Consider the following 20,928-nt stretch of genomic DNA (forward strand, 5'->3'; position numbering starts at 1 on the left):
TTTTACGGTGCCAACATCGTGTTCTCTTATGTTACAATTGCGCGCCATTTTTGACTGAAGAATGACTGGGCATGTTGGATCAGATTCGTATCGTTTTGGTAAACACCTCTCATACCGGCAACATGGGGTCTGCGGCACGTGCCATGAAGACCATGGGTTTGACCCAGCTGGTATTGGTTGATCCGCAAGCCTTGCCGGATGACAATGCCTTCGCCTTGGCGGCTGGTGCCAGCGATGTGCTTGCCAATGCCCGTATCGTCCCGACTCTGGATGACGCGATCGCCGATTGTGGTTTGGTGATTGGCACCAGCGCCCGCTCTCGAACTCTGAGCTGGCCCATGCTCGATCCCCGTGAGGCCGGCGAAAAGTCGGTGGTTGAGGGGATGCAGCACCCGGTCGCGCTGGTGTTTGGCCGTGAACGCACCGGTCTCACCAATGACGAGTTGCAAAAGTGCCACTACCACGTGGCCATTCCGGCCAATCCTGATTACAGCTCCCTCAATCTGGCCATGGCGGTGCAGACCCTCTGTTACGAAGTGCGGATGCGCTGGCTGCAGGGGCAGGCCGCCGAGCCTGAAGATGAGATGGCCTATCCGAGTGCCGCCCAGCTGGAAGGGTTTTATCAGCACCTGGAACAAACCCTGATGAAGACCGGTTTTATTGCCGATGACCATCCGGGTCATGTGATGAGCAAGCTGCGTCGCCTGTTCAATCGGGCTCGGCCGGAAGCAGCTGAGCTCAACATTCTGCGCGGTATTCTGACCTCGGTGCAGAAAGCGCGCGTACCGGATTAATCCGACTGATTTGCTCAACCATATACTTGACTGATTTGGTCGGGTATGTGACCATGTGCCCCATTAAATTGCTTCGCAAGACGGTAAGGCACATGAGACTGACTTCAAAAGGACGTTACGCTGTAACCGCCATGCTCGACGTGGCGCTGCATGCAGAGCAGGGGCCCGTCCCCCTTGCCGATATTTCCGAGCGCCAGGGCATCTCGTTGTCCTATCTCGAGCAGCTCTTTGCCCGCCTGCGCAAACATGGTCTGGTGAGCAGCGTGCGTGGCCCGGGTGGTGGTTATCGCCTCGGGTTGGCCCCAGGCGAGATTTCGGTGGGTCAAGTGATCACCGCGGTCGATGAGTCGGTCGATGCCACCAAGTGCCTCGGCAAGGGCGGTTGCCACGGCGGTACCCAGTGCCTGACTCACTCCCTGTGGCGCGACCTGAGTGAGCGGATCTCCAGCTTCCTCGGGGATATCACGCTGGCCGAGCTGGTACGCCAGGCCGATGTGCGCCGGATTGCCGGTAAGCAAGATGAACAAATGAAGACCGTGTTGTCCCTGGTTGATCGGGCAGAACACGGCGATGTGAGCTTGAAAGTCCAACTATAAACGTGCTTTCCACAGCGGGACTCTGTATGACCCGGACTGTGACGGAGAAAAACATGAAACTGCCTATTTACCTTGATTATTCGGCAACCTGTCCGGTGGACCCGCGTGTCGCAGAAAAAATGATGCAGTGTCTCACCATGGATGGCCTGTTCGGCAATCCGGCTTCCCGTTCTCACCGCTTTGGCTGGCAAGCCGAAGAGGCGGTGGATCTGGCCCGTAATCAAGTGGCAGATCTGATCGGTGCCGATCCCCGCGAGATCGTCTTCACTTCCGGTGCGACCGAATCTAATAACCTGGCCATCAAGGGTGTTGCCCACTTCTATGCCAGCAAGGGCAAGCACATCATCACCTCCAAGACCGAACACAAGGCTGTGCTCGATACCTGTCGCCAGCTGGAGCGTGAAGGGTTCGAGGTGACCTATCTTGAGCCGATGCCCAACGGCCTGTTCACTATCGAGATGATCGAAAATGCCATGCGTGATGACACCATCCTGGTCAGCATCATGCATGTGAACAACGAAATCGGCGTGGTTCAGAACATTGCCGCCATCGGCGAGTTGTGCCGTTCCCGCAAGATCCTGCTGCACGTGGATGCCGTTCAGAGTGTGGGCAAGATCCCGGTAGATGTGGAAGCACTGAAAGTGGATCTGCTCTCCGTCTCTGCGCACAAGGTGTATGGTCCGAAAGGGATCGGTGCACTGTTTGTTCGCCGCAAACCCCGCGTTCGCCTGGAAGCCCAGATGCACGGTGGCGGCCACGAGCGCGGCATGCGTTCCGGTACTCTGCCGACCCACCAGATCGTCGGGATGGGCGAAGCTTTCCGCATCGCCAAAGAAGAGATGGTGAGTGAAGGCGAGCGCATCTTGGCTCTGCGCCAGCGTCTGTGGGATGGCATCAAGGATATTGAAGCCGTCTACATCAATGGCGATCTGGATCAGCGTGTTCCGGGCAACCTCAACGTCAGCTTTGCTTATGTGGAAGGGGAATCCCTCATCATGGCGCTGAAAGATTTGGCGGTCTCTTCCGGTTCGGCCTGTACCTCCGCCAGCCTGGAACCTTCCTATGTGCTGCGCGCACTGGGTCTGAACGACGAGCTGGCACACAGCTCCATCCGTTTCAGCATGGGTCGCTTCACCACCGAGGAAGAGATTGACTACGCGGTCAAGCTTATTCGTGACTCCATCGGTCGTCTGCGCGAGATGTCCCCCCTGTGGGAGATGTACAAAGACGGCGTCGATCTGAACACGGTCGAATGGGCTCATCACTGATCTATTTGGTCAGTGAGCAACAGAATTAGCAGGAGTGAGATATGGCTTACAGTGAAAAAGTAATCGACCACTACGAGAATCCTCGCAACGTCGGTGGTTTCGACAAGAATGATCCCAGCATCGCGACCGGCATGGTCGGTGCGCCTGCTTGTGGCGACGTGATGAAGCTGCAATTGAAGATCAGCGATGAAGGCATCATCGAAGATGCCAAGTTCAAGACCTACGGCTGCGGTTCTGCCATCGCCTCCAGCTCCTTGGTGACCGAATGGGTCAAGGGCAAGACCCTGGACGAAGCGGCTGGCATCAAGAACACCGATATCGCCGAAGAGCTGGCCCTGCCACCGGTGAAGATCCACTGCTCCATTCTGGCTGAGGACGCCATCAAGGCCGCCATCGCCGATTACAAGCAGAAGAAAGGTCTCTAAGCGCCGGAGAGCAGTATGGCTATTACCATGACAGATGCCGCCGCGGCACGGGTTTCCTCTTTTCTGGCTAACCGGGGCAAGGGCATTGGCCTGCGCCTCGGTGTCAAGACTACCGGCTGCTCCGGTCTGGCCTACGTGCTTGAGTTCGTTGATGAACTGACCGATGAAGATCAGGTGTTCGAGCAGCAGGGCGTCAAGATTATTGTCGATGCCAAGAGCCTGATCCATCTGGATGGCACCGAGCTGGATTTCGTCAAGGAGGGCCTCAACGAGGGCTTCCAGTTCAATAATCCCAACGCCAAAGGCGAGTGTGGTTGCGGCGAAAGCTTCAGTGTCTGAGCTGTTTGACGTCAATGATCCTTCGTCTGTGGTTGAACGGGTCGCTCATGACCCGTTCAACCACATCTCATTTGCCAAGGGCGAGTGAGGTTGTGGCGAACGTTTTCAAGAGGTTTGCATGAATCATTTCGAGCTGTTTGGGCTGGTTGAAGGCTTCGAGCTCGATACCCGTCAGTTGGCTGATACCTACCGCCAACTGCAAACCCAATTCCATCCTGATCGTTTTGCCACCGCCCCCGAACGGGAGCAGCTGGCTGCGGTGCAACGTGCCGCCCAGATCAACGAAGCATTCACTACCCTCAAGGCGCCGCTGCGCCGTGCCGAATATCTGCTCTCCCTGCGTGGCACCGATATCCGTGGTGAACAGCAGACCCTGCAAGATACCGCGTTTCTGATGCAGCAGCTGGAGTGGCGCGAGCGTCTGGCCGATCTGAAAGATGACGCTGACCCTGAGCGCGCCATCAAGGATTTTCGCAGCGAGATCAGGCATGATCACCAGATGTTGATGCAGCAGCTGACCGAGTCTCTTACCGCCGGTAAAGATCTTGTTGCCGCTGATTGCGTTCGCAAACTCAAGTTTGTCGACAAGCTCCTCGAAGAGCTGGAACGATTCGAAGACTCGCTTCTCGAGTCTTGATCCTTTAACGCTGGAAGTTTCATTACCCATGGCATTACTGCAAATCGCCGAACCCGGTCAGAGCGCTGTACCTCATCAGCACAAACGTGCCGTCGGCATCGATCTCGGCACTACCAACTCTCTCGTCGCTGCGGTTCGCAGCGGTCACGCCGATACCCTTTGCGATGAGCAAGGGCGCGACCTGCTCCCGTCAGTGGTGCATTATCAGAGCGACACCATTCGAGTCGGGATTGATGCCAAGCGCGAAGCGGCACTCGATCCTCACAACACCATCGTCTCGGTCAAACGGATGATGGGCAAGGCGCTGGCCGATATCGATACCCGCCAGCAGCCTTACCAGTTTGTTGCCGCCGACAATGGCATGCCGCAACTGCAAACCCGTCAGGGGCTGGTCAATCCGGTGCAGGTCTCGGCCGAAATTCTCAAAAAGCTGGCCGAGCGTGGCGCCGCCTCGCTGGGTGGCGATCTCGACGGCGTGGTCATTACCGTGCCTGCCTATTTCGATGATGCTCAGCGTCAGGGCACCAAAGATGCCGCCCGTCTGGCCGGTTTGCACGTGCTGCGCCTGCTCAACGAGCCGACTGCGGCCGCGATTGCCTATGGCCTCGACTCCGGTCAGGAAGGGGTCATTGCGGTTTACGATCTGGGGGGCGGTACCTTCGATATCTCCATCCTGCGTCTGCATCGCGGCGTCTTTGAAGTGATGGCGACCGGCGGTGATTCCGCCCTCGGCGGCGATGATTTCGATCACCTGCTGGCGGACTGGATCAAGGAACAGGCGGGTCTATCCGGCGATCTGGATGCCCATCTGCAGCGCGAGCTGCTGGATGTGGCCGCTGCCGTCAAACACGGGCTGACCGATACCGACAGCCTTCCCTGCACCTTTGCTGGCTGGCAGGGTTCAGTGAGCCGCAGCCAGTTTGATGAACTCATCACCCCGCTGGTGAAACGGACCTTGCTGGCTTGTCGCCGCGCCCTGCGCGATGCCGGTCTCGAGCAGGTGGAAGTGCTGGAAGTGGTGATGGTCGGTGGCTCCACCCGGGTGCCGCTGGTGCGTGAACTGGTGGGCGAGTTCTTCCAGCGTACGCCGCTGACCAGCATCGATCCGGACAAGGTTGTCGCCATCGGCGCCGCCATCCAGGCCGATATTCTGGTGGGCAACAAGCCCGATGCCGAGATGCTGCTGCTGGACGTTATCCCCTTGTCGCTGGGTCTGGAGACCATGGGTGGCCTCGCCGAGAAGGTGATCCCGCGCAACACCACCATCCCGGTTGCCCGCGCCCAGGAGTTCACCACCTTCAAGGATGGTCAGACCGCCATGGCCATTCACGTGGTACAGGGTGAACGCGAGTTGGTGGCCGATTGCCGCTCCCTGGCCCGCTTTACACTGACCGGCATTCCGCCGATGGCAGCTGGCGCCGCCCATATTCGCGTCACCTTCCAGGTGGATGCGGATGGTCTGCTCTCGGTCAGCGCCATGGAGAAATCCTCCGGCGTCCAGGCCGAGATCCAGGTCAAGCCCTCTTACGGGCTGGCGGAGCAGGATATCCTCAACATGCTGAGTGCCTCCATCGAGAACGCCCAGCAGGATATGGATGCCCGCATGCTGGCCGAGCAGCAGGTTGAAGCTGACCGGGTGGTCGAGAGCCTCAATGCGGCGCTGGCCGCCGATGGCGACGCGCTGCTGAACGCAGCCGAGCGTGCCGAGATTGATGCCGCCATCGCCCATCTGCTGACCATGCGCAACAGCGGCGCAACCCATCAAATCAAAGAAGCCATTGAAGCAGCCGATGCTGTCAGTGGCGAGTTTGCAGCCCGCCGGATGGACGCCTCCATCCGCAAGGTGCTGACCGGACAAAACGTCAACAAGGTGTAATATGCCAAAACTGATCATTCTTCCTCATCCCGTACTCTGTCCGGATGGCGCCGCCCTCGAGGGGCAAAGCGGCGAGACCATTCTGGATGTGGCGCTGCGCAACGGTATCGAAATCGAGCATGCCTGCGAGAAATCCTGTGCCTGCACTACCTGCCACTGCGTGGTGCGCGAGGGCTTTGACTCGCTCGAGCCAAGTGACGAGCTGGAAGACGACATGCTGGACAAGGCCTGGGGGCTGGAGCCGGAATCCCGTCTCAGCTGCCAGGCAAAATTGGCGGACGAGGATCTGGTGGTTGAACTGCCCAAGTACACCCTGAACCTTGCCTCTGAACGCCATTAATTACACATGAGTGAATTGCACGTGCAGCATCCTGTGGTGCTTCAGTGATATGGTGGAAGGCCGTGACCCTCGGGGGCACGGCCTTTTTTGTATTCGTTATTCTCTCTTTGCCAATAAGCTCTTTCCCATAAAGAGTGCTTATACATAGTGCCAGTAAAAAGGAAGCAAACACGATGGCTGACATGATGAAGGTAGCGTTATCCACCCAGGCTGCGGCCGCTTATTGGGGCGAGGGCGCCCAGCTCAGTTTCAATGGCGACGAGGCACTGATCCATCTTGGTGCCGCCGGTCAGGAGAAGGATGTTCTGCGTACCGTTCAGCGCGCCGCCCGTCGCCTCGAATCGAGCGGGATCAAGCGGGTGACGCTGGTCGGTGAAGGCTGGGATCTGGAGCGTCGCTACGCGTTCGCCCAGGGGTTCTACGCCGCCAAGGGAGCGCGTGAACTGGATTTTGGCCAGCAGAGCGACGCGGAAGCCCGTGAACTGGATGCGCTGCTCAAGGCGGCTCGCTGGGTACGTGACATCACCAATGGCTGTCCGGAAGAGATCTACCCCATGAGTCTGGCGGAATCGGCCCTGTTGCTCATTCGTGGTCTGGCCGGGGATCAGGTTACAGCTCGCATCACCGCCGGTGAAGCGCTGCGCGAGTCCGGCCATATCGGGATCTGGTCGGTTGGCCGTGGCAGCGAGCGCGAGCCTGTGCTGCTGGAGCTTGACTACAACCCGACCGGTGATCGCAATGCACCCGTGGTGGCGGCGCTGGTGGGCAAGGGGATCACTTTCGATTCCGGTGGCTACTCCATGAAGTCCTCTGACAACATGCTGCCGATGAAGTCCGATATGGGCGGTGCCGCCATGGTGACCGGCGCGTTGGCGCTGGCTATCAGCCGCGGTCTGAACCAGCGGGTGAAGCTCATTCTCTGCTGCGCCGAGAACCTGGTCTCCGGCCACGCCTTCAAGCTGGGCGACATCCTCACTTACAAGAATGGGGTTTCGGTCGAGATCCAGAACACCGATGCGGAAGGTCGTCTGGTACTGGCCGATGGCCTGATGGCGGCCTCCGACAGCGGTGCAGATTATATCCTTGACGCAGCCACCCTGACCGGCGCCGCCAAGATGGCGCTGGGCCGCGACTACAATGCGGTGTTTGCCCTCGATGAGACCGAACAGCTGCGTGCGCTGGCCGCCGCCAAGGTGGAAAACGAACAGGCGTGGGCGCTGCCGCTGGAACCCTGGCATGCCAGCCAGCTCACCTCGGCCTTTGCCGATCTGGGCAACGTCGCCTCAGCCGAAGGCACGGCCGGTGCCACCACGGCTGCAGCGTTCCTTTCCCGTTTCGTACGTGATGAGGGTAAGGGGTGGGTGCACCTGGATCTGGCGGCCTCTTATCAGAAATCGGGCAACGATCTCTGGGCGACCGGCGCCAAGGGTCACGGTCTGCGTACCATAGCCCGCTGGCTGCAGGAGGTGACCGCATGAATGTCTGGCTGAGTCGTGAATTTGCACCGGCCGAGTGGGGGGAGGGGGCGCTGCTCTCTCACCGTGCCGACGGCATGGTGATCCATCTGGTGACGGCCAATCCTCTGCTCGATATCCAGCAGGCGGCCCGTCGCCTCTGCCAGCAGGGGATCCAGAAAGTGACTTTGGCTGGTCACTGGGAGCGTGAACAGCAGTGGGCTTTTGCCCAAGGGCTGCAAACCCCCAAGGCGGAGGTGCAACTGCAGTGGGCCATGTCCTCGGAAGAGGACAGAGAGGAGCTGGAAGCGCGTTGGCTCTGCGGCCGCTGGGTGCGCGAGATGACCAATGCCACCCCGGAGCAGTTGGGCCCGCTGGAGCTGGCGGTGGAAGCGGCCTCTTTTATTACCGAGCTGGCGCCGGACAAGGTGAGTCATCGCATTTTGAAAGGCGAAGCGCTGCAACAGGCGGGCTGGGTCGGCCTCTATCAGGTGGGCCGCGGCAGTGCGCGCGAACCGGTATTGCTGGAGCTCGACTTCAACCCGGGGCGTGACCCCAAGGCGCCGGTGGCGGCAGCGCTGGTGGGCAAGGGGATCACCTTTGACTCCGGCGGCTACTCCATGAAGAGCTCCGAGGGGATGCTCACCATGAAGTGCGACATGGGGGGCGCGGCGATTGTCACCGGTGCGCTGGCGCTGGCTATGCTGCGCGGGCTCGACAAGCGGGTGAAGCTGATCCTCTGCTGCGCCGAGAACCTGGTCTCCGGCCACGCCTACAAGCTGGGCGACATCCTCACCTACAAGAACGGCACCACGGTCGAGATTGTGAATACCGATGCCGAGGGGCGGCTGGTACTGGCCGATGGCTTGCAACTGGCGAGCGAGTCCGGCGCACCGCTGATCATCGATGCCGCGACCCTGACCGGCGCAGCCGTGATGGCGCTGGGTGGGCGCTACAATGCTCTGTTCGGCCTCGACAAAGGGTTGGTAAGCCGCGCAATGACCTATGCCGATGCTGAGCATGAGCCTGCCTGGCCGCTGCCGCTGGAGCCCTGGCACCGCCAGCAGTGCCCTTCCCATTACGCCGACACGGCCAACAGCCGTCCGGTGAAGGGGGGTGGGCCGGGTGGCGCCTCCAACGCTGCGGGTTTCCTCTCCCGTTTCGTTGCCAACGAAGGGATGGGCTGGTTGCATATCGATCTGGCCGCCTGCTTCAGTGACAACGGCGATGCCCTCTGGGCGCCGGGAGCTAATACTCTGGGGATGCGCACCATAGCGCGGGCCTTGCTGGCGGAAGCCAAATAGGCGAGACAAGGCACCTTCGGGTGCCTTTTTCATGCTGTTCGAATTGTGAACAAAAGATGGGGTTTTGGCGGCTTAAGGTAACTATCGTGCGCAAGCGCACATATTTTCCGGCTCTGCTCGGTCAAGATGAGTGTGGATGTTGATTGCAAGGGAGTGATGTTTAATAAAAAGTTGCTTGTTTGTGTGTTTTTCCGGTTTTTGTTTACGTATAATCGCCAGCGAACATGGATTCTAACAATAAAACTCTGTAGTTAAGGAAAGATATCAATGGCCATCGAACGTACCTTCTCTATCGTCAAACCGGATGCTGTCAGCAAGAACCTGATCGGTGCCATCTATAGCCGTTTCGAAAGCGCAGGCTTGAAAGTGGTGGCATCCAAAATGCTGCACATGAGCAGTGAACAGGCTGCCGGTTTCTATGCCGAGCATCAGGGCAAGCCTTTTTATGACAATCTGGTCAGCTTCATGACCTCTGGCCCTGTCATGGTGCAGGTGCTGGAAGGGGAAGACGCCATCCGTCGCAATCGTGAGATCATGGGTGCTACCAACCCGAAAGAGGCGCTGGCTGGTACCTTGCGTGCCTGTTATGCCGAGAGCATCGATCGCAACGCAGTACATGGCTCCGATGCACCGGCATCCGCTGCCCGCGAAATTGCCTACTTCTTCTCTGACAACGAGATTTGCCCGCGCGGCTGATTTTTGTTGATGATGACCCAAGGGAGCCTCGGCTCCCTTTGTTGTTTTCGCCGTTTACGCAATATCCCTCTATTCTCCAGGTGGAAAGCCAGACCCATTATTTGTACAATGCCGCCCCCTGACGTCGTCAGCCAATAATTGATGAAGTGTTTGAACTGAGGCCATTGATGAGCGAAACAAAAATCAACCTGCTGGATCTTGATCGGGATGCCATGCGTGCCTTTTTCGTCGAACTGGGCGAGAAGCCATTCCGGGCAGATCAGGTCATGAAGTGGATCTATCACTTTGGGTGTGATGATTTCGATCAGATGACCAACGTCAACAAGGTGCTCAAAGAGCGCCTCAAGGCGATCGCCGAGATCAAGGCGCCCGAGATCAGCCGCGAGCAGCGCTCTGCCGATGGCACCATCAAGTGGGCTCTGCAGGTGGGCGATCAGGAGGTAGAGACCGTCTACATCCCGGAAGATGACCGCGCGACCCTCTGCGTCTCCTCTCAAGTTGGCTGTGCGCTGGAGTGCAAGTTCTGCTCCACGGCTCAACAAGGCTTCAACCGCAATCTGAAAGTCTCCGAGATCATCGGTCAGGTGTGGCGTGCGGCCCGCGTGGTCGGTGGCAAGCGTCCCATCACCAACGTGGTGATGATGGGGATGGGCGAGCCGCTGCTCAACCTCGCCAACGTGGTGCCTGCCATGCGTCTGATGATGGATGACTACGGCTTTGGCATCTCCAAGCGCCGGGTGACCATCTCCACCTCTGGCGTGGTACCTGCGCTGGACAAGCTGGGTGACCAGATCGACGTGGCGCTGGCTATCTCCCTGCACGCTCCGAACGACAAGTTGCGTTCAGAGATCATGCCGATCAACGACAAGTACAACATCGAGGAGTTCCTCGCCGGTGTCCGTCGTTACCTGGCCAAATCCAATGCCAACGGTGGTCGGGTGACCGTCGAGTATGTGCTGCTCGATCATATCAATGACGATATGCAGCATGCTCACGAGCTGGCCAAGGTGCTCAAGGACACTCCGAGCAAGATCAACCTGATCCCGTTCAACCCCTTCCCGGGCAACCCTTACGGCAAGCCGAGCAACAGCCGTATCGATCGCTTCTCCAAGGTGCTGATGGAGTACGGTTTCACCGTGATTGTCCGCAAGACCCGTGGTGATGACATCGATGCCGCCTGTGGTCAGCTGGTGGGTGACGTGATTGACCGTACCAAGCGAACTATCAAAAATCGGATGCAACAGGATGGGATTTCCGTCAAAATGGTTTAAATGCTAAGCCATTGTATAGACAGGGAATGGATACACGTACATTGATCGTAGTGGCAGCGCTCTGCGCGCTGCCAGGCTGTGTGACCGAGACCACTTACGCTGGCCAGAACTCGACCCAGCGTGAAGTGGGTCCTGACCTCAAGGCGGCTGCCCAAACCCGCCTCGACCTGGGTATACAGTACCTGCGTCAGGGCAATGCCGAGCAGGCCAAGTTCAATCTTGACCGCGCTCTCCAGTATGACCCCTCCAACCCCCAGATCCAGATCGGCTTTGCCTACTTTTATCAGAAGGTAGGAGATTTCAAGGCAGCCGAGACCCATTACAAGAACGCCCTTGCCATGGATCCGTCCAATGCTGACGCAATGAACAACTATGGTGCCTTCCTCTGTGATCGCGGCAGGTATGCCGAGGCAGATCAGGCGTTCAACCAGGCTGTTATTCAGCCAGGTTACGTAAAAATTGCCGATACCTATGAAAATGCGGCACTTTGTGCGCTGCAAAATCGCAGAAATGATAAAGCAGGCGAGTACTATCGCCTGGCCTTGGGGTATAATCCCCGCAATCCAGGGTTATTGCTGGACTTGGCCGAGCTTTCCATGAAAGATGGCAAGCTGCCTGATGTGCAGTCCTACCTCGCCCGTTTTGCCGATGTGTCAGACGAGAACGAGGAGAGTCTCTGGTTGAGACTTCGGCTGGCACAGGCGATGGACAAGCCGGCATTACTTCACCAATTCGGGACTGAGCTGGTAAGGCAATATCCCACTTCGCAACAAGCCAAGCGTTATTTAGCCAATGACTATTGAACAGCAACACGATTTCCAAGACGACTCCCAGGCAGTAGGCCCAGGCCAATTGCTGCGCAACGCCCGTGAACAGCTTGGCTGGACACGAGAACAGGTTGCGTCCCGCATTCACCTTCGTCTGACCCTGATCGCCGCTATCGAATCGGATACCTACGACAAGCACACCTCCCATACCTTTATTCGGGGCTATCTGCGTACCTATGCCAAGCTGGTCGGGATCCCCGACGAGACCATTCTGGCTGCTTACGACAAGCTGGGTCTGACTCCTCCCGACAATATCGACATGCAGAGCTTCTCCCGTCGCTCCCGCCAGCAAGCCAACGACAGTCGGCTCAAGGTGGTGACCTGGCTGGTGATCCTGGTGTTGATTGCGCTCTCGGTCGCCTGGTGGTGGCAGAGTACTTCCCGTCGCTCCGCCGGTGATGAAGCGCTAGCAGCCACCGAGATGAGTGCAACCGGTTCGACTCCGGCTGAACCTGCCATCACGCCGCCCGATGCGATCAACACCGCTCCGGTGGAAGGCGCTGCCATCGCACCGGCCGCCACGGACGTGGCTGCCCCTGCGGTGGTCTCCGATGCGACGGCTACCCTGGCGCCTGCTTCTGCGGCTGTTGCCCCGAGCGATGTCAGCGCGGCTGTCGGCACTGCGACCGATGCAGCGGTATCCGGCGCCAATGGTACCGAATCTGAAGAGGCTGTCGTTGATCCGGCGACTGCGCCGCAACTGAAGATGAGCTTCACCGCCGATTGCTGGCTGGATGTGAAGGATGCCAACGGCAAGACCCTGTTCAGTGGTCTGAAGAAGGCCAACGACGAGCTGGTGCTGGAAGGCGCCGAGCCCCTGAAGTTCATCATTGGCGCGCCCATGGCCGTCAAGCTTGACTACAAGGGTCAGTCGTTTGATATGAGCCGTTACAACAACGGTCGTACAGCCCGCTTCTCACTGCCGCAGGAGTAATCTGTTTCCCATGTCTTCTCACGAATCACCCATCATTCGTCGTAAATCCAGACAGATCATGGTTGGTAATGTACCGGTTGGGGGCGATGCCCCCATTACCGTGCAGACCATGACCAACACCAAGACCACAGATGTCGCCGCCACCATCGAGCAGATCCAGCGGATCGAGCGGGTCGGTGCCGATATCGTCCGTGTCTCCGTGCCCACCATGGAAGCGGCGGAAGCGTTCCGGCTGATCAAACAGCAGACCCGCATCCCCATCGTTGCCGATATCCACTTCGACTATCGCATCGCCCTGAAAGTGGCCGAGTACGGTGCCGATTGCCTGCGTATCAACCCGGGCAACATCGGCAATGAGCAGCGGGTGCGCTCGGTGGTCGATTGCGCGCGCGACCTCAATATCCCGATCCGTATCGGGGTCAATGGCGGGTCGCTGGAGAAAGATATCCAGGAGAAGTACGGCGAGCCGACCCCAGAGGCGCTGGTAGAGTCCGCCATGCGTCACGTGGACTATCTCGATCGTCTCGATTTCCAGGACTTCAAGGTGAGCGTCAAGGCTTCCGATGTGTTCCTGGCAGTCGGTGCCTATCGCCTGCTGGCCAAGCAGATTGAACAGCCGCTGCACCTTGGCATCACCGAAGCGGGCGGTTTCCGTGCCGGCGCGGTGAAGTCTGCCATCGGTCTGGGCATGCTGCTTACCGACGGCATCGGCGATACCCTGCGTATCTCGCTGGCGGCGGATCCGGTGGAGGAGGTGAAGGTCGGTTTCGATATCCTCAAATCCCTCCGTATTCGCTCCCGTGGCATCAACTTTATCGCTTGCCCATCCTGCTCACGGCAGGAGTTCGATGTGATCGCTACCGTCAATGCACTGGAAGAGCGGCTCGAAGACATCATCACCCCGATGGATGTTTCCATCATCGGCTGTGTGGTGAATGGCCCGGGCGAAGCGCTGGTCTCCGACCTTGGTCTGGCGGGTGCCGCCAACAAGAGTGCCTTCTATGAAGGGGGCCAGCGGGTCGATCGGCTCGACAACAAGGATCTCATTCCAACTCTGGAGCGCCGCATTCGCGCCCGCGCCGCCATGCTGGATCCCGCTAACCGGATCCCGATGGACAAGGAGTGAGCGAAACAGGGCCACATTGGGTGGCCCTTTTTCCAGGTGACTGATTTTAAATCCCGCATCCGGATTCCCTGATTTTACCTTGGGGGGGAAAATCCCTATAATGCGGCCAAATTTTACCTCTTTTTCTCGAGTATCAACGTGGCAAAACAGATCCAAGCTATTCGCGGTATGAATGATTGCCTGCCGGAGCAGAGCCCGGTATGGCAGAAGGTTGAACAGATCCTGCGCCAGGTCGTTGCCAGCTATGGCTACAGCGAAGTGCGCATGCCGATTGTCGAGCAGACTCATCTGTTCAAGCGCGCTATCGGTGAAGTGACCGACGTGGTCGAAAAAGAGATGTACACCTTTGAAGATCGCAACGGCGACAGCCTGAGCCTGCGTCCGGAAGGGACCGCCAGCTGCGTCCGTGCCGGTATCGAACACGGTCTGCTCTACAACCAGGAACGCCGGATGTGGTACATGGGCCCCATGTTCCGTCACGAGCGTCCCCAGAAGGGCCGTTACCGCCAGTTCCACCAGTTCGGTGTCGAACTGTTTGGCATCAACGGGCCGGACATTGACGCCGAGCTGATCATGCTGACCCACCGTCTGTGGCGTCTGTTTGGCATCAGCGAGCATGTCACCCTGCAGCTCAACACCTTGGGTCAGAGCGCCGAGCGTGCCGCTTACCGCGATGCGCTGGTGGCCTATCTGGAGCAGTACAAGGAGCAGCTCGACGAAGAGAGCCAGCGCCGCATGTACAGCAACCCGCTGCGGGTGCTCGACTCCAAGGATGAAAAGGTACAGGCCATTTTGGCGGGTGCCCCGCGTCTGTTCGACCATCTGGGCGAAGAGAGCCTGGCCCACTTCGAGGGGCTCAAGCGCCTGCTCGAGTCTGCCGGTATCAAATACGAAGTGAACGAGCGTCTGGTGCGTGGTCTTGACTACTACAACCTGACCGTGTTCGAGTGGGTCACCAGCAGTCTGGGTGCCCAGGGCACCGTCTGTGCCGGTGGCCGCTACGATGGTCTGGTAGAGCAGCTGGGCGGTCAACCGACCCCGGCCGTAGGCTTTGCCATGGGCATGGAGCGTCTGGTGCTGATGCTGGAGACCCTCGAGCTCAACGCCGATATCCGCCCGGCGGTGGATGTTTATCTGGCGATGGTGGGCGAGGGGACCGAACAGGCTGGCTTCCAGCTGGCCGAGCGTCTGCGCGATGCCCTGCCGGACCTGCGCCTGATGAGCCACTGCGGTGGTGGCAACTTCAAGAAACAACTCAAACGTGCCGACAAGAGCGGCGCGGCAATCGCCCTGATCCTTGGTGAGACCGAGGTGCAAAACGGGGAGATCACTATCAAATATCTGCGTGGTCAGGCCGAGCAACAGACCGTCAAGGTTGACGCCGCCATTGCCCTGCTGGCAGCCAAAGGAGAGTAAGCTGTGGAAGTCTATACCACCGAAGAACAACAGGTTGAGGTTATCAAGGAGTGGTGGAAAGAGAACGGAACCTCGGTGATTGCCGGGACCGTGATCGGTCTGGTCGGTCTGTTCGGCTGGCGCTATTACAACCAGCACCAGCAAGAGACCATGGAGGCATCCTCCCACTCTTACAACCAGGTGATTGAGCAGCTGGCCAAGGGCGATACCGCCGGTTTCGAGCAGGCACAGCAGTTTGTCACTGCCAACAAGGGTGACTCCTACGGTGAACTGGCCGCGTTGCAACTGGCTGCCGCTGCCGTCAAGGCGGGCAAGCTGGATCTGGCTGCCGAGCAGCTGGAGCTGGTGGCGACCACGGGTGACGAGAGCATTCGTCCCATCGCGGCGCTGCGTCTGGCCCGTGTGCTGAATGATCAGGGCAAGGCAGATGAAGCGCTGGCCAAGCTGGCGACCATCCAGAATGACGCCTTCAAGGCGCAGGTAGCCGAAGCCCGTGGCGATGTGCTGCAAAAGCAGGGCAAGACCGAAGAGGCTCGTGATGCCTATCAGGCGGCGGCGGATGCCGGCGGCCTGCAGGGTAGCGCCGAGCTCAAGCTGAAAATGGACGATCTGGCCCTGCCGGCCGTTGCGACTGGTGAGGCACCGGATGCGTAATCTATTCAAGATGGTGGCGCTGGGGGCTGCGGTCTCCTTCGCTCTGCAGGGTTGCTCCCTGTTCAGTTCCGAAGAGGATCTCAACCCGATGGCGCCGCTGCCCAAGGTTGAATCTGCCTTCACTGCCGACACCGCATGGTCATCTACTGTGGGTGATGGCATCGGTGACTTCTACTCCCAGCTCAAGCCGGTGGTGGAAGAGGATCGTATCTATGCGGCGGCCCGCGACGGCGATGTCAGCGCCTTTGACCGTGCCAGTGGCGATCGCCTCTGGACTGTCGATCTGGCCGACCTGCCGGTCAACGCCGACAAGCGCAGCGCACGCCTCTCCGGTGGTCTGGTCTCCCGTTACGGCAAGCTGTTCCTCGGCTCCGAGAACGGGGTGGTCTACGCCCTGAACGAAGAGAATGGTGAAGTGCTGTGGCAGACCAATGTGCCCGGCGAAGTGGTGGCAAGCCCCGCGGTGGAAGATGGCCGCGTGGTAGTGCTGACCACCTCCGGTCGCTTGATTGCGCTCGATACCGATGAAGGCAAGATGCAGTGGTCGCTCTCCGAAGAGCAGCCGCCACTGACCCTGCGCAGTGCCGGTGCACCGGTGATCACCAACGGCGCCGTGATTTACGGTCGTGCCGATGGCAAGGTGGGCATCGCCCTGCTGAGCAACGGCCAGCCGGTGCGCCAGTCCAAGGTGGCTGATCCGCGCGGTGCCACCGAGCTGGACCGTATGGTTGACGTCGATGCCAGCCCGCTGATTGCCGGTGATGAGCTCTACGCCATCGCCTACAACGGTCAGCTGATGGCGCGCAAGCTGATGACCGGCGATGAAGTGTGGAAGCGCAAGTATTCCGGCTATCGCGATCTGGCGATGACCGGCAATGCCATCGTGCTGACCGATAGTCGCAGCCACCTGTTTGCCATCGACCGTCGCAACGGTCTGGAGCTGTGGTCCAACACCCAGCTGGAAAATCGTACCGTCACTGCACCTGTCATCTTCGGTGACTATGTGGTGGTGGGTGATGTGGAAGGATACCTGTATTGGCTTGATCGTACCGACGGTACCATCAAGGCGATGCAGCAGCTCGATAGCAGTGGTCTCTATGCCGCCCCGCTGGTGGATGGCGAGACCCTGTATGTGCAGAGCCGTGACGGCAAGTTGTACGCCCTCAAGCGTCCTTGATCGTCCGATAATGTGAATATCCGGCTCCTGGTCTTCGGACCCGGAGCCTTTGTCGTCTTGAGAATGAGGCTTTTATGACTCCTGTAGTAGCCCTGGTGGGCCGCCCCAACGTGGGGAAATCCACCCTGTTTAACCGCTTGACCCGTACTCGGGATGCCCTGGTTGCCGATTTTCCCGGTCTGACCCGGGACCGTAAATACGGTCAGGCGAAGTTGGGCGAGCTGGAATTTATCGTGGTCGATACCGGTGGTATCGATGGCACCGAAGAGGGGATCGAGCTGAAGATGGCCGAGCAATCCCTGCTGGCCATCGAAGAAGCGGACGTCGTGCTGTTCATGGTGGATGCCCGTGCCGGTCTGACCGCGGCGGATCAAGCCATCGCCGAGCACTTGCGCAAGGCCCACAAAAAGGTATTTCTGGTGGCCAACAAGACCGATGGTATCGACGGTGATTCCGCGGTCTCCGAGTTCTACGGTCTGGCGCTGGGTGAGGTCTACCAGATCGCGGCCGCACACGGTCGTGGCGTGCTGAGCCTGCTGGAACTGGCCCTGGCTCCCCATCTGGAGACCCTGGTCGACTCCGCTACCGATGAAGATGCGCAGGATGAGGAAGAGGAGGACTTCGACGAAGAAGCCCTGCTGCGCATGGTGGCTGCCGGTGAACTCGATACCAAAGAGGACACCAAGGAGACCCCGTTCGCCGACCTGCCCATCAAGTTCGCCATCGTTGGCCGTCCCAACGTCGGTAAATCTACCCTGACCAACCGCATGCTGGGTGAAGATCGGGTCATCGTCTATGACATGCCCGGCACCACCCGTGACTCTGTTTACATTCCGATGGAGCGTGATGAGCAGAAGTATGTGGTTATCGACACAGCCGGTGTGCGTCGTCGTGGCAAGGTGCACGAGACGGTGGAGAAGTTCTCCGTTATCAAGACCCTGAAAGCTATCGAAGATGCCAACGTTTGCCTGCTGGTGATCGACGCCCAGGAGACCATCACCGATCAGGACTTGAGCATCCTTGGCTATGTGCTCCACGCCGGTCGCTCCGTGGTGCTGGTGGTGAACAAGTGGGATGGTCTGGATCAGAAGGTGAAAGAGGATGTGAAGAACGAGCTGGATCGTCGCTTGGGCTTCATCGACTTCGCCCGCGTTCACTTCATCTCCGCCCTGCACGGCAGCGGTGTCGGCCATCTCTTTGAATCCATTCAGGAGGCTTACCAGTCCGCCACCCGTCGTACCAGCACGGCCATGCTGACCCGCATCATGCAGATGGCGCAGGAAGATCACCAGCCGCCGATGGTCAATGGTCGCCGCGTCAAGCTCAAGTATGCCCACGCCGGTGGCTACAACCCGCCGCGTATCGTGATCCACGGCAACCAGCTGAACGACTTGCCGGACTCCTACAAGCGGTATCTGATCAACTACTTCCGCAAGTCCCTCAAGATTATGGGCTCGCCAATCCGGGTCGAGTTCCAGGAGTCGGTCAACCCGTTTGAAGGGAAGAAGAACACCATGACCCTGAGTCAGGAACGTCAGCGCAAACGCCTGCTGAAGATGAAGAAGAAATAAGTCCTTGCGGCTGCCCTCACCGGCAGCCGCTTTGTTATCCTCGCCATGTTAAGGTGAGGAATAAGGGGAGGGGGATCTGCCATGGAACAAGACCATGGCAGATCCACTTTTCGAGGAGTTGATTATGGAAGCCCTGCTTTGTCCATCATGCCAGGCTGAACTGGATACCCGCAGCAAGGAGCAAACCTGTGGTCAGTGTCAGGCCAATGTCCACGTCACGGCCATCTGCCCCACCTGCCAGCAGGAGCTGGAGCGTCTCAAGGCGTGCGGCGCAGTGGATTACTTCTGCAACCACTGCAACTCGCTGATCTCCAAGCGGTCGGTACAGTTCAAGGCGGCGCTGGTATAAGACGATATTCAGGTGAGAAAGAAGATAAAAAAACCCGGCTAATGCCGGGTTTATGCTGTGTGCTCTGCAATAAGCAGGGTATAGGATCGATTTCTGCGCCACAGGTTGCGCTTGATGTCATTAAGCTTGAGTTTGCGTCTGGGGCTCCAGCTGCACTTCGCTTTTCTGACCAGACTGATTTTTCTACGTTTTTGCATCTTGGTCTCCTCCCAACTCAGGTGGCCATCCAGGCCTTGGGTCATTGATGGAGCCCATCCGAAATTGCTGTTATTTAATCTCTCAACATAATGAAAACAATGCGATTTCGGATAGGCTCCGATGTGAATCGATGGTAACAGAGAAGTTTGCGTGAAAACAGCCGAATAATGGCTGGTTAGCGCATGGTGATCTGATTGACCACTTCGGCGATGGCAGTGGGGCGCTCGGCCAGCTCGGGCTCGCTGTCGTTGTCGAGACTCTCCCGCTGATGTGCCTTCTGCTGCTCGTTGTCGAGCCAGAGCAGACTCTGGTAATACTGGCGCACGTTGTTGACATAGTTACGCGCCTCGCTGCCACGGGCATAGCCGTAACGTACCTTGCGGTGCCAGCGCGCCTGTTGCAGCAGCGGCAGCACCTCTTTCACGTCGCTCCAGGCGTCGGGATTCTTGCCGAGCTCTTTGGTCAGGCGGCGGGCATCCATCATGTGGCCGTAACCGATATTGTAGGCGGTGAGGGCAAACCACACCTTCTCGTCATCGGGCACCGAATCCGGCACCTTCTCCATCATCTGTTGCAGATAGAGGGAGCCACCCTTGATGCTCTCTTCCGGATGAAGCCGGTCGTTGACTCCCATCGCCTTGGCGGTGGGCTCGGTCAGCATCATCATGCCGCGCACGCCGGTGTAGGAGCGGGCCTGCGGGTCCCAGTGAGACTCCTGATAGCTGATGGCGGCGAGCAGACGCCAGTCGATATTCTTGGCGTGAGTCTGGAACAGCGGCTGGTACTTGGGCAGCAGGCTCTTGGCGCGCTTGAGGAAGGTGCGGGTATCGACAAAGTCGAAGTTCTGCACGTGGCCGAAGTACTTCTCGTCCAGCTTGGCGATGGCACCATCCATAAAGCGCTGACCGAAGAAGTCGATCACGCTGGCATAGAGGCTGTCATCGGGCAGTTTGCTCATGGCCCAGGCAACGGTTTGCTTCTGGGCCAGGGTCAGCCCCTCGGTGAGCTCCGGGTAGTAGCGCTGGGTACGGGCCAGCACGGTATCCTGCACTACCGTGTAGTCAATCTTGCCATCCACCACCTGCTTGAGCAGCTCCTCCACATCGGCGTTGTCGCTGGTGCTCCAGGCTAGTTTCGGATTCTCTTTGCTCATCTCTTTGAGCAGATCTTCACCGGTGGAGCCGGCGGCCACCACCAGCTTGCCCTTGATATCGTTCAATGAGGCCGGCTTGGGTTTGCCGTTGCGGTAGACCAGTTTGGGGGAGACCTGGTAGAAGCCCGGGCCGAAGCGAAACAGCTCGCGCCGTTCGGGGGTGACCATGATGGCGGCAGCCGCCAGATCGAGTTTGCCCTTTTTCAGCAGGGTGACCAGTTGGTCAGTGGTGTCGACCGGGATGATGATGAGTTTCACCCCCAACCAGTCGGCATAATTTTGCGCCAGCTCGTAATCGAACCCCTGGGCGAGGTCGTCACGCTGGTAATAGGAGGTGGGACCATAGATGGTGCCAACCCGGATCTCGCCTCGCTGGCGGATCTGCTCCAGCTGGCTGGAGGGGCTATAGAAGTCGCAGCCAACCAGCGTCAGCGTCAACAACAGCCCGATAAACAGTCGAAAAATGCAGCGCAAGTAGGTGAGTACCTTTGTTGAAAAAATCGGCATTTGTCAAAAAAGAGGC

General features: G+C 58.7%; 21 protein-coding genes. 20 read left to right on the top strand and 1 reads right to left on the bottom strand.

Annotated features, from left to right (window positions below; all coding sequences use genetic code 11):
* Positions 1-71 precede the first annotated feature (71 nt).
* The 20 genes from trmJ (at position 72) to AB5Z05_RS11760 (ending at position 19,054) form a co-directional block, all read left to right on the top strand.
* Complete coding sequence (trmJ, locus tag AB5Z05_RS11665) at positions 72-794, top strand: tRNA (cytosine(32)/uridine(32)-2'-O)-methyltransferase TrmJ (protein ID WP_005359790.1); 723 nt, start codon at positions 72-74, stop codon at positions 792-794.
* Between the two features lie 92 nt (positions 795-886).
* The gene (gene iscR / locus AB5Z05_RS11670; RefSeq protein WP_026035025.1) at positions 887-1,390 is read left to right on the top strand and encodes a Fe-S cluster assembly transcriptional regulator IscR; all 504 of its coding nucleotides are present in this window, start codon (positions 887-889) and stop codon (positions 1,388-1,390) included.
* Between the two features lie 53 nt (positions 1,391-1,443).
* Positions 1,444-2,658, top strand: coding sequence for an IscS subfamily cysteine desulfurase (locus AB5Z05_RS11675; RefSeq protein WP_064341954.1), 1,215 nt, complete (start codon positions 1,444-1,446; stop codon positions 2,656-2,658).
* A gap of 41 nt (positions 2,659-2,699) precedes the next feature.
* Positions 2,700-3,083 (top strand): Fe-S cluster assembly scaffold IscU, encoded by a 384-nt coding sequence (gene iscU, locus AB5Z05_RS11680; protein WP_040094674.1) that lies wholly within the window; start codon positions 2,700-2,702, stop codon positions 3,081-3,083.
* A 15-nt stretch (positions 3,084-3,098) separates the two neighbouring features.
* Positions 3,099-3,422, top strand: coding sequence for an iron-sulfur cluster assembly protein IscA (gene iscA, locus AB5Z05_RS11685; RefSeq protein WP_005333812.1), 324 nt, complete (start codon positions 3,099-3,101; stop codon positions 3,420-3,422).
* Between the two features lie 118 nt (positions 3,423-3,540).
* Complete coding sequence (gene hscB, locus AB5Z05_RS11690; protein ID WP_182937703.1) at positions 3,541-4,059, top strand: co-chaperone HscB; 519 nt, start codon at positions 3,541-3,543, stop codon at positions 4,057-4,059.
* Between the two features lie 28 nt (positions 4,060-4,087).
* Positions 4,088-5,935, top strand: coding sequence for a Fe-S protein assembly chaperone HscA (hscA, locus tag AB5Z05_RS11695; protein ID WP_368151609.1), 1,848 nt, complete (start codon positions 4,088-4,090; stop codon positions 5,933-5,935).
* A gap of 1 nt (position 5,936) precedes the next feature.
* Positions 5,937-6,275 (top strand): ISC system 2Fe-2S type ferredoxin, encoded by a 339-nt coding sequence (gene fdx / locus AB5Z05_RS11700; protein WP_005333808.1) that lies wholly within the window; start codon positions 5,937-5,939, stop codon positions 6,273-6,275.
* Positions 6,276-6,448: 173 nt separating this feature from the next.
* Complete coding sequence (gene pepB, locus AB5Z05_RS11705) at positions 6,449-7,753, top strand: aminopeptidase PepB (protein ID WP_120414051.1); 1,305 nt, start codon at positions 6,449-6,451, stop codon at positions 7,751-7,753.
* The gene (gene pepB, locus AB5Z05_RS11710) at positions 7,750-9,033 is read left to right on the top strand and encodes an aminopeptidase PepB (protein ID WP_005359802.1); all 1,284 of its coding nucleotides are present in this window, start codon (positions 7,750-7,752) and stop codon (positions 9,031-9,033) included. Before pepB (AB5Z05_RS11705) ends, pepB (AB5Z05_RS11710) begins: the two co-directional genes overlap by 4 nt.
* 267 nt (positions 9,034-9,300) lie before the next feature.
* Complete coding sequence (ndk, locus tag AB5Z05_RS11715) at positions 9,301-9,729, top strand: nucleoside-diphosphate kinase (RefSeq protein ID WP_005333805.1); 429 nt, start codon at positions 9,301-9,303, stop codon at positions 9,727-9,729.
* Positions 9,730-9,896: 167 nt separating this feature from the next.
* Complete coding sequence (locus tag AB5Z05_RS11720; protein WP_005344856.1) at positions 9,897-11,000, top strand: bifunctional tRNA (adenosine(37)-C2)-methyltransferase TrmG/ribosomal RNA large subunit methyltransferase RlmN; 1,104 nt, start codon at positions 9,897-9,899, stop codon at positions 10,998-11,000.
* Between the two features lie 11 nt (positions 11,001-11,011).
* Positions 11,012-11,803, top strand: a complete 792-nt coding sequence (gene tapF, locus AB5Z05_RS11725; protein ID WP_085943024.1) for a PilW family type IVa pilus biogenesis/stability lipoprotein TapF — start codon at positions 11,012-11,014, stop codon at positions 11,801-11,803.
* Positions 11,793-12,761 carry a cytoskeleton protein RodZ gene (gene rodZ, locus AB5Z05_RS11730; protein WP_120414052.1) on the top strand — a complete coding sequence of 323 codons (969 nt, stop codon included), beginning with the start codon at positions 11,793-11,795 and terminating at the stop codon, positions 12,759-12,761. The genes tapF and rodZ overlap by 11 nt, the downstream gene beginning before the upstream one ends.
* A gap of 10 nt (positions 12,762-12,771) precedes the next feature.
* Positions 12,772-13,887: a flavodoxin-dependent (E)-4-hydroxy-3-methylbut-2-enyl-diphosphate synthase gene (gene ispG / locus AB5Z05_RS11735; protein WP_005333801.1), complete on the top strand. Its 1,116-nt coding sequence runs from the start codon at positions 12,772-12,774 to the stop codon at positions 13,885-13,887.
* Between the two features lie 138 nt (positions 13,888-14,025).
* Complete coding sequence (hisS, locus tag AB5Z05_RS11740; RefSeq protein WP_005351051.1) at positions 14,026-15,303, top strand: histidine--tRNA ligase; 1,278 nt, start codon at positions 14,026-14,028, stop codon at positions 15,301-15,303.
* Positions 15,304-15,306: 3 nt separating this feature from the next.
* Positions 15,307-15,957, top strand: coding sequence for a tetratricopeptide repeat protein (locus AB5Z05_RS11745; RefSeq protein ID WP_100645612.1), 651 nt, complete (start codon positions 15,307-15,309; stop codon positions 15,955-15,957).
* On the top strand, positions 15,950-17,134 hold the full coding sequence (gene bamB / locus AB5Z05_RS11750; RefSeq protein WP_005333796.1) for an outer membrane protein assembly factor BamB: 1,185 nt from the start codon (positions 15,950-15,952) through the stop codon (positions 17,132-17,134). The genes AB5Z05_RS11745 and bamB overlap by 8 nt, the downstream gene beginning before the upstream one ends.
* Positions 17,135-17,208: 74 nt before the next feature.
* Positions 17,209-18,705 (top strand): ribosome biogenesis GTPase Der, encoded by a 1,497-nt coding sequence (gene der / locus AB5Z05_RS11755; RefSeq protein ID WP_005333794.1) that lies wholly within the window; start codon positions 17,209-17,211, stop codon positions 18,703-18,705.
* A 124-nt stretch (positions 18,706-18,829) separates the two neighbouring features.
* Positions 18,830-19,054: a zinc ribbon domain-containing protein gene (locus tag AB5Z05_RS11760; protein WP_042056368.1), complete on the top strand. Its 225-nt coding sequence runs from the start codon at positions 18,830-18,832 to the stop codon at positions 19,052-19,054.
* Positions 19,055-19,427: 373 nt separating this feature from the next.
* On the opposite strand, the gene mltF is transcribed toward AB5Z05_RS11760, so the two are convergent.
* On the bottom strand, positions 19,428-20,912 hold the full coding sequence (mltF, locus tag AB5Z05_RS11765) for a membrane-bound lytic murein transglycosylase MltF (RefSeq protein ID WP_320545983.1): 1,485 nt from the start codon (positions 20,910-20,912) through the stop codon (positions 19,428-19,430).
* Positions 20,913-20,928 lie beyond the last annotated feature (16 nt).

The sequence above is a fragment of the Aeromonas sp. R2-4 genome (assembly GCF_040908365.1).
Classification (GTDB): Bacteria; Pseudomonadota; Gammaproteobacteria; order Enterobacterales; family Aeromonadaceae; genus Aeromonas; species Aeromonas veronii.

Coding starts and splice junctions, on each gene's coding strand:
- trmJ (WP_005359790.1), top strand. CDS start 72: ATGTTGGATCAGATTCGTATCGTTTTGGTAAACACCTCTCATACCGGC.
- iscR (WP_026035025.1), top strand. CDS start 887: ATGAGACTGACTTCAAAAGGACGTTACGCTGTAACCGCCATGCTCGAC.
- AB5Z05_RS11675 (WP_064341954.1), top strand. CDS start 1,444: ATGAAACTGCCTATTTACCTTGATTATTCGGCAACCTGTCCGGTGGAC.
- iscU (WP_040094674.1), top strand. CDS start 2,700: ATGGCTTACAGTGAAAAAGTAATCGACCACTACGAGAATCCTCGCAAC.
- iscA (WP_005333812.1), top strand. CDS start 3,099: ATGGCTATTACCATGACAGATGCCGCCGCGGCACGGGTTTCCTCTTTT.
- hscB (WP_182937703.1), top strand. CDS start 3,541: ATGAATCATTTCGAGCTGTTTGGGCTGGTTGAAGGCTTCGAGCTCGAT.
- hscA (WP_368151609.1), top strand. CDS start 4,088: ATGGCATTACTGCAAATCGCCGAACCCGGTCAGAGCGCTGTACCTCAT.
- fdx (WP_005333808.1), top strand. CDS start 5,937: ATGCCAAAACTGATCATTCTTCCTCATCCCGTACTCTGTCCGGATGGC.
- pepB (WP_120414051.1), top strand. CDS start 6,449: ATGGCTGACATGATGAAGGTAGCGTTATCCACCCAGGCTGCGGCCGCT.
- pepB (WP_005359802.1), top strand. CDS start 7,750: ATGAATGTCTGGCTGAGTCGTGAATTTGCACCGGCCGAGTGGGGGGAG.
- ndk (WP_005333805.1), top strand. CDS start 9,301: ATGGCCATCGAACGTACCTTCTCTATCGTCAAACCGGATGCTGTCAGC.
- AB5Z05_RS11720 (WP_005344856.1), top strand. CDS start 9,897: ATGAGCGAAACAAAAATCAACCTGCTGGATCTTGATCGGGATGCCATG.
- rodZ (WP_120414052.1), top strand. CDS start 11,793: ATGACTATTGAACAGCAACACGATTTCCAAGACGACTCCCAGGCAGTA.
- ispG (WP_005333801.1), top strand. CDS start 12,772: ATGTCTTCTCACGAATCACCCATCATTCGTCGTAAATCCAGACAGATC.
- bamB (WP_005333796.1), top strand. CDS start 15,950: ATGCGTAATCTATTCAAGATGGTGGCGCTGGGGGCTGCGGTCTCCTTC.
- der (WP_005333794.1), top strand. CDS start 17,209: ATGACTCCTGTAGTAGCCCTGGTGGGCCGCCCCAACGTGGGGAAATCC.
- AB5Z05_RS11760 (WP_042056368.1), top strand. CDS start 18,830: ATGGAAGCCCTGCTTTGTCCATCATGCCAGGCTGAACTGGATACCCGC.
- mltF (WP_320545983.1), bottom strand. CDS start 20,912: ATGCCGATTTTTTCAACAAAGGTACTCACCTACTTGCGCTGCATTTTT.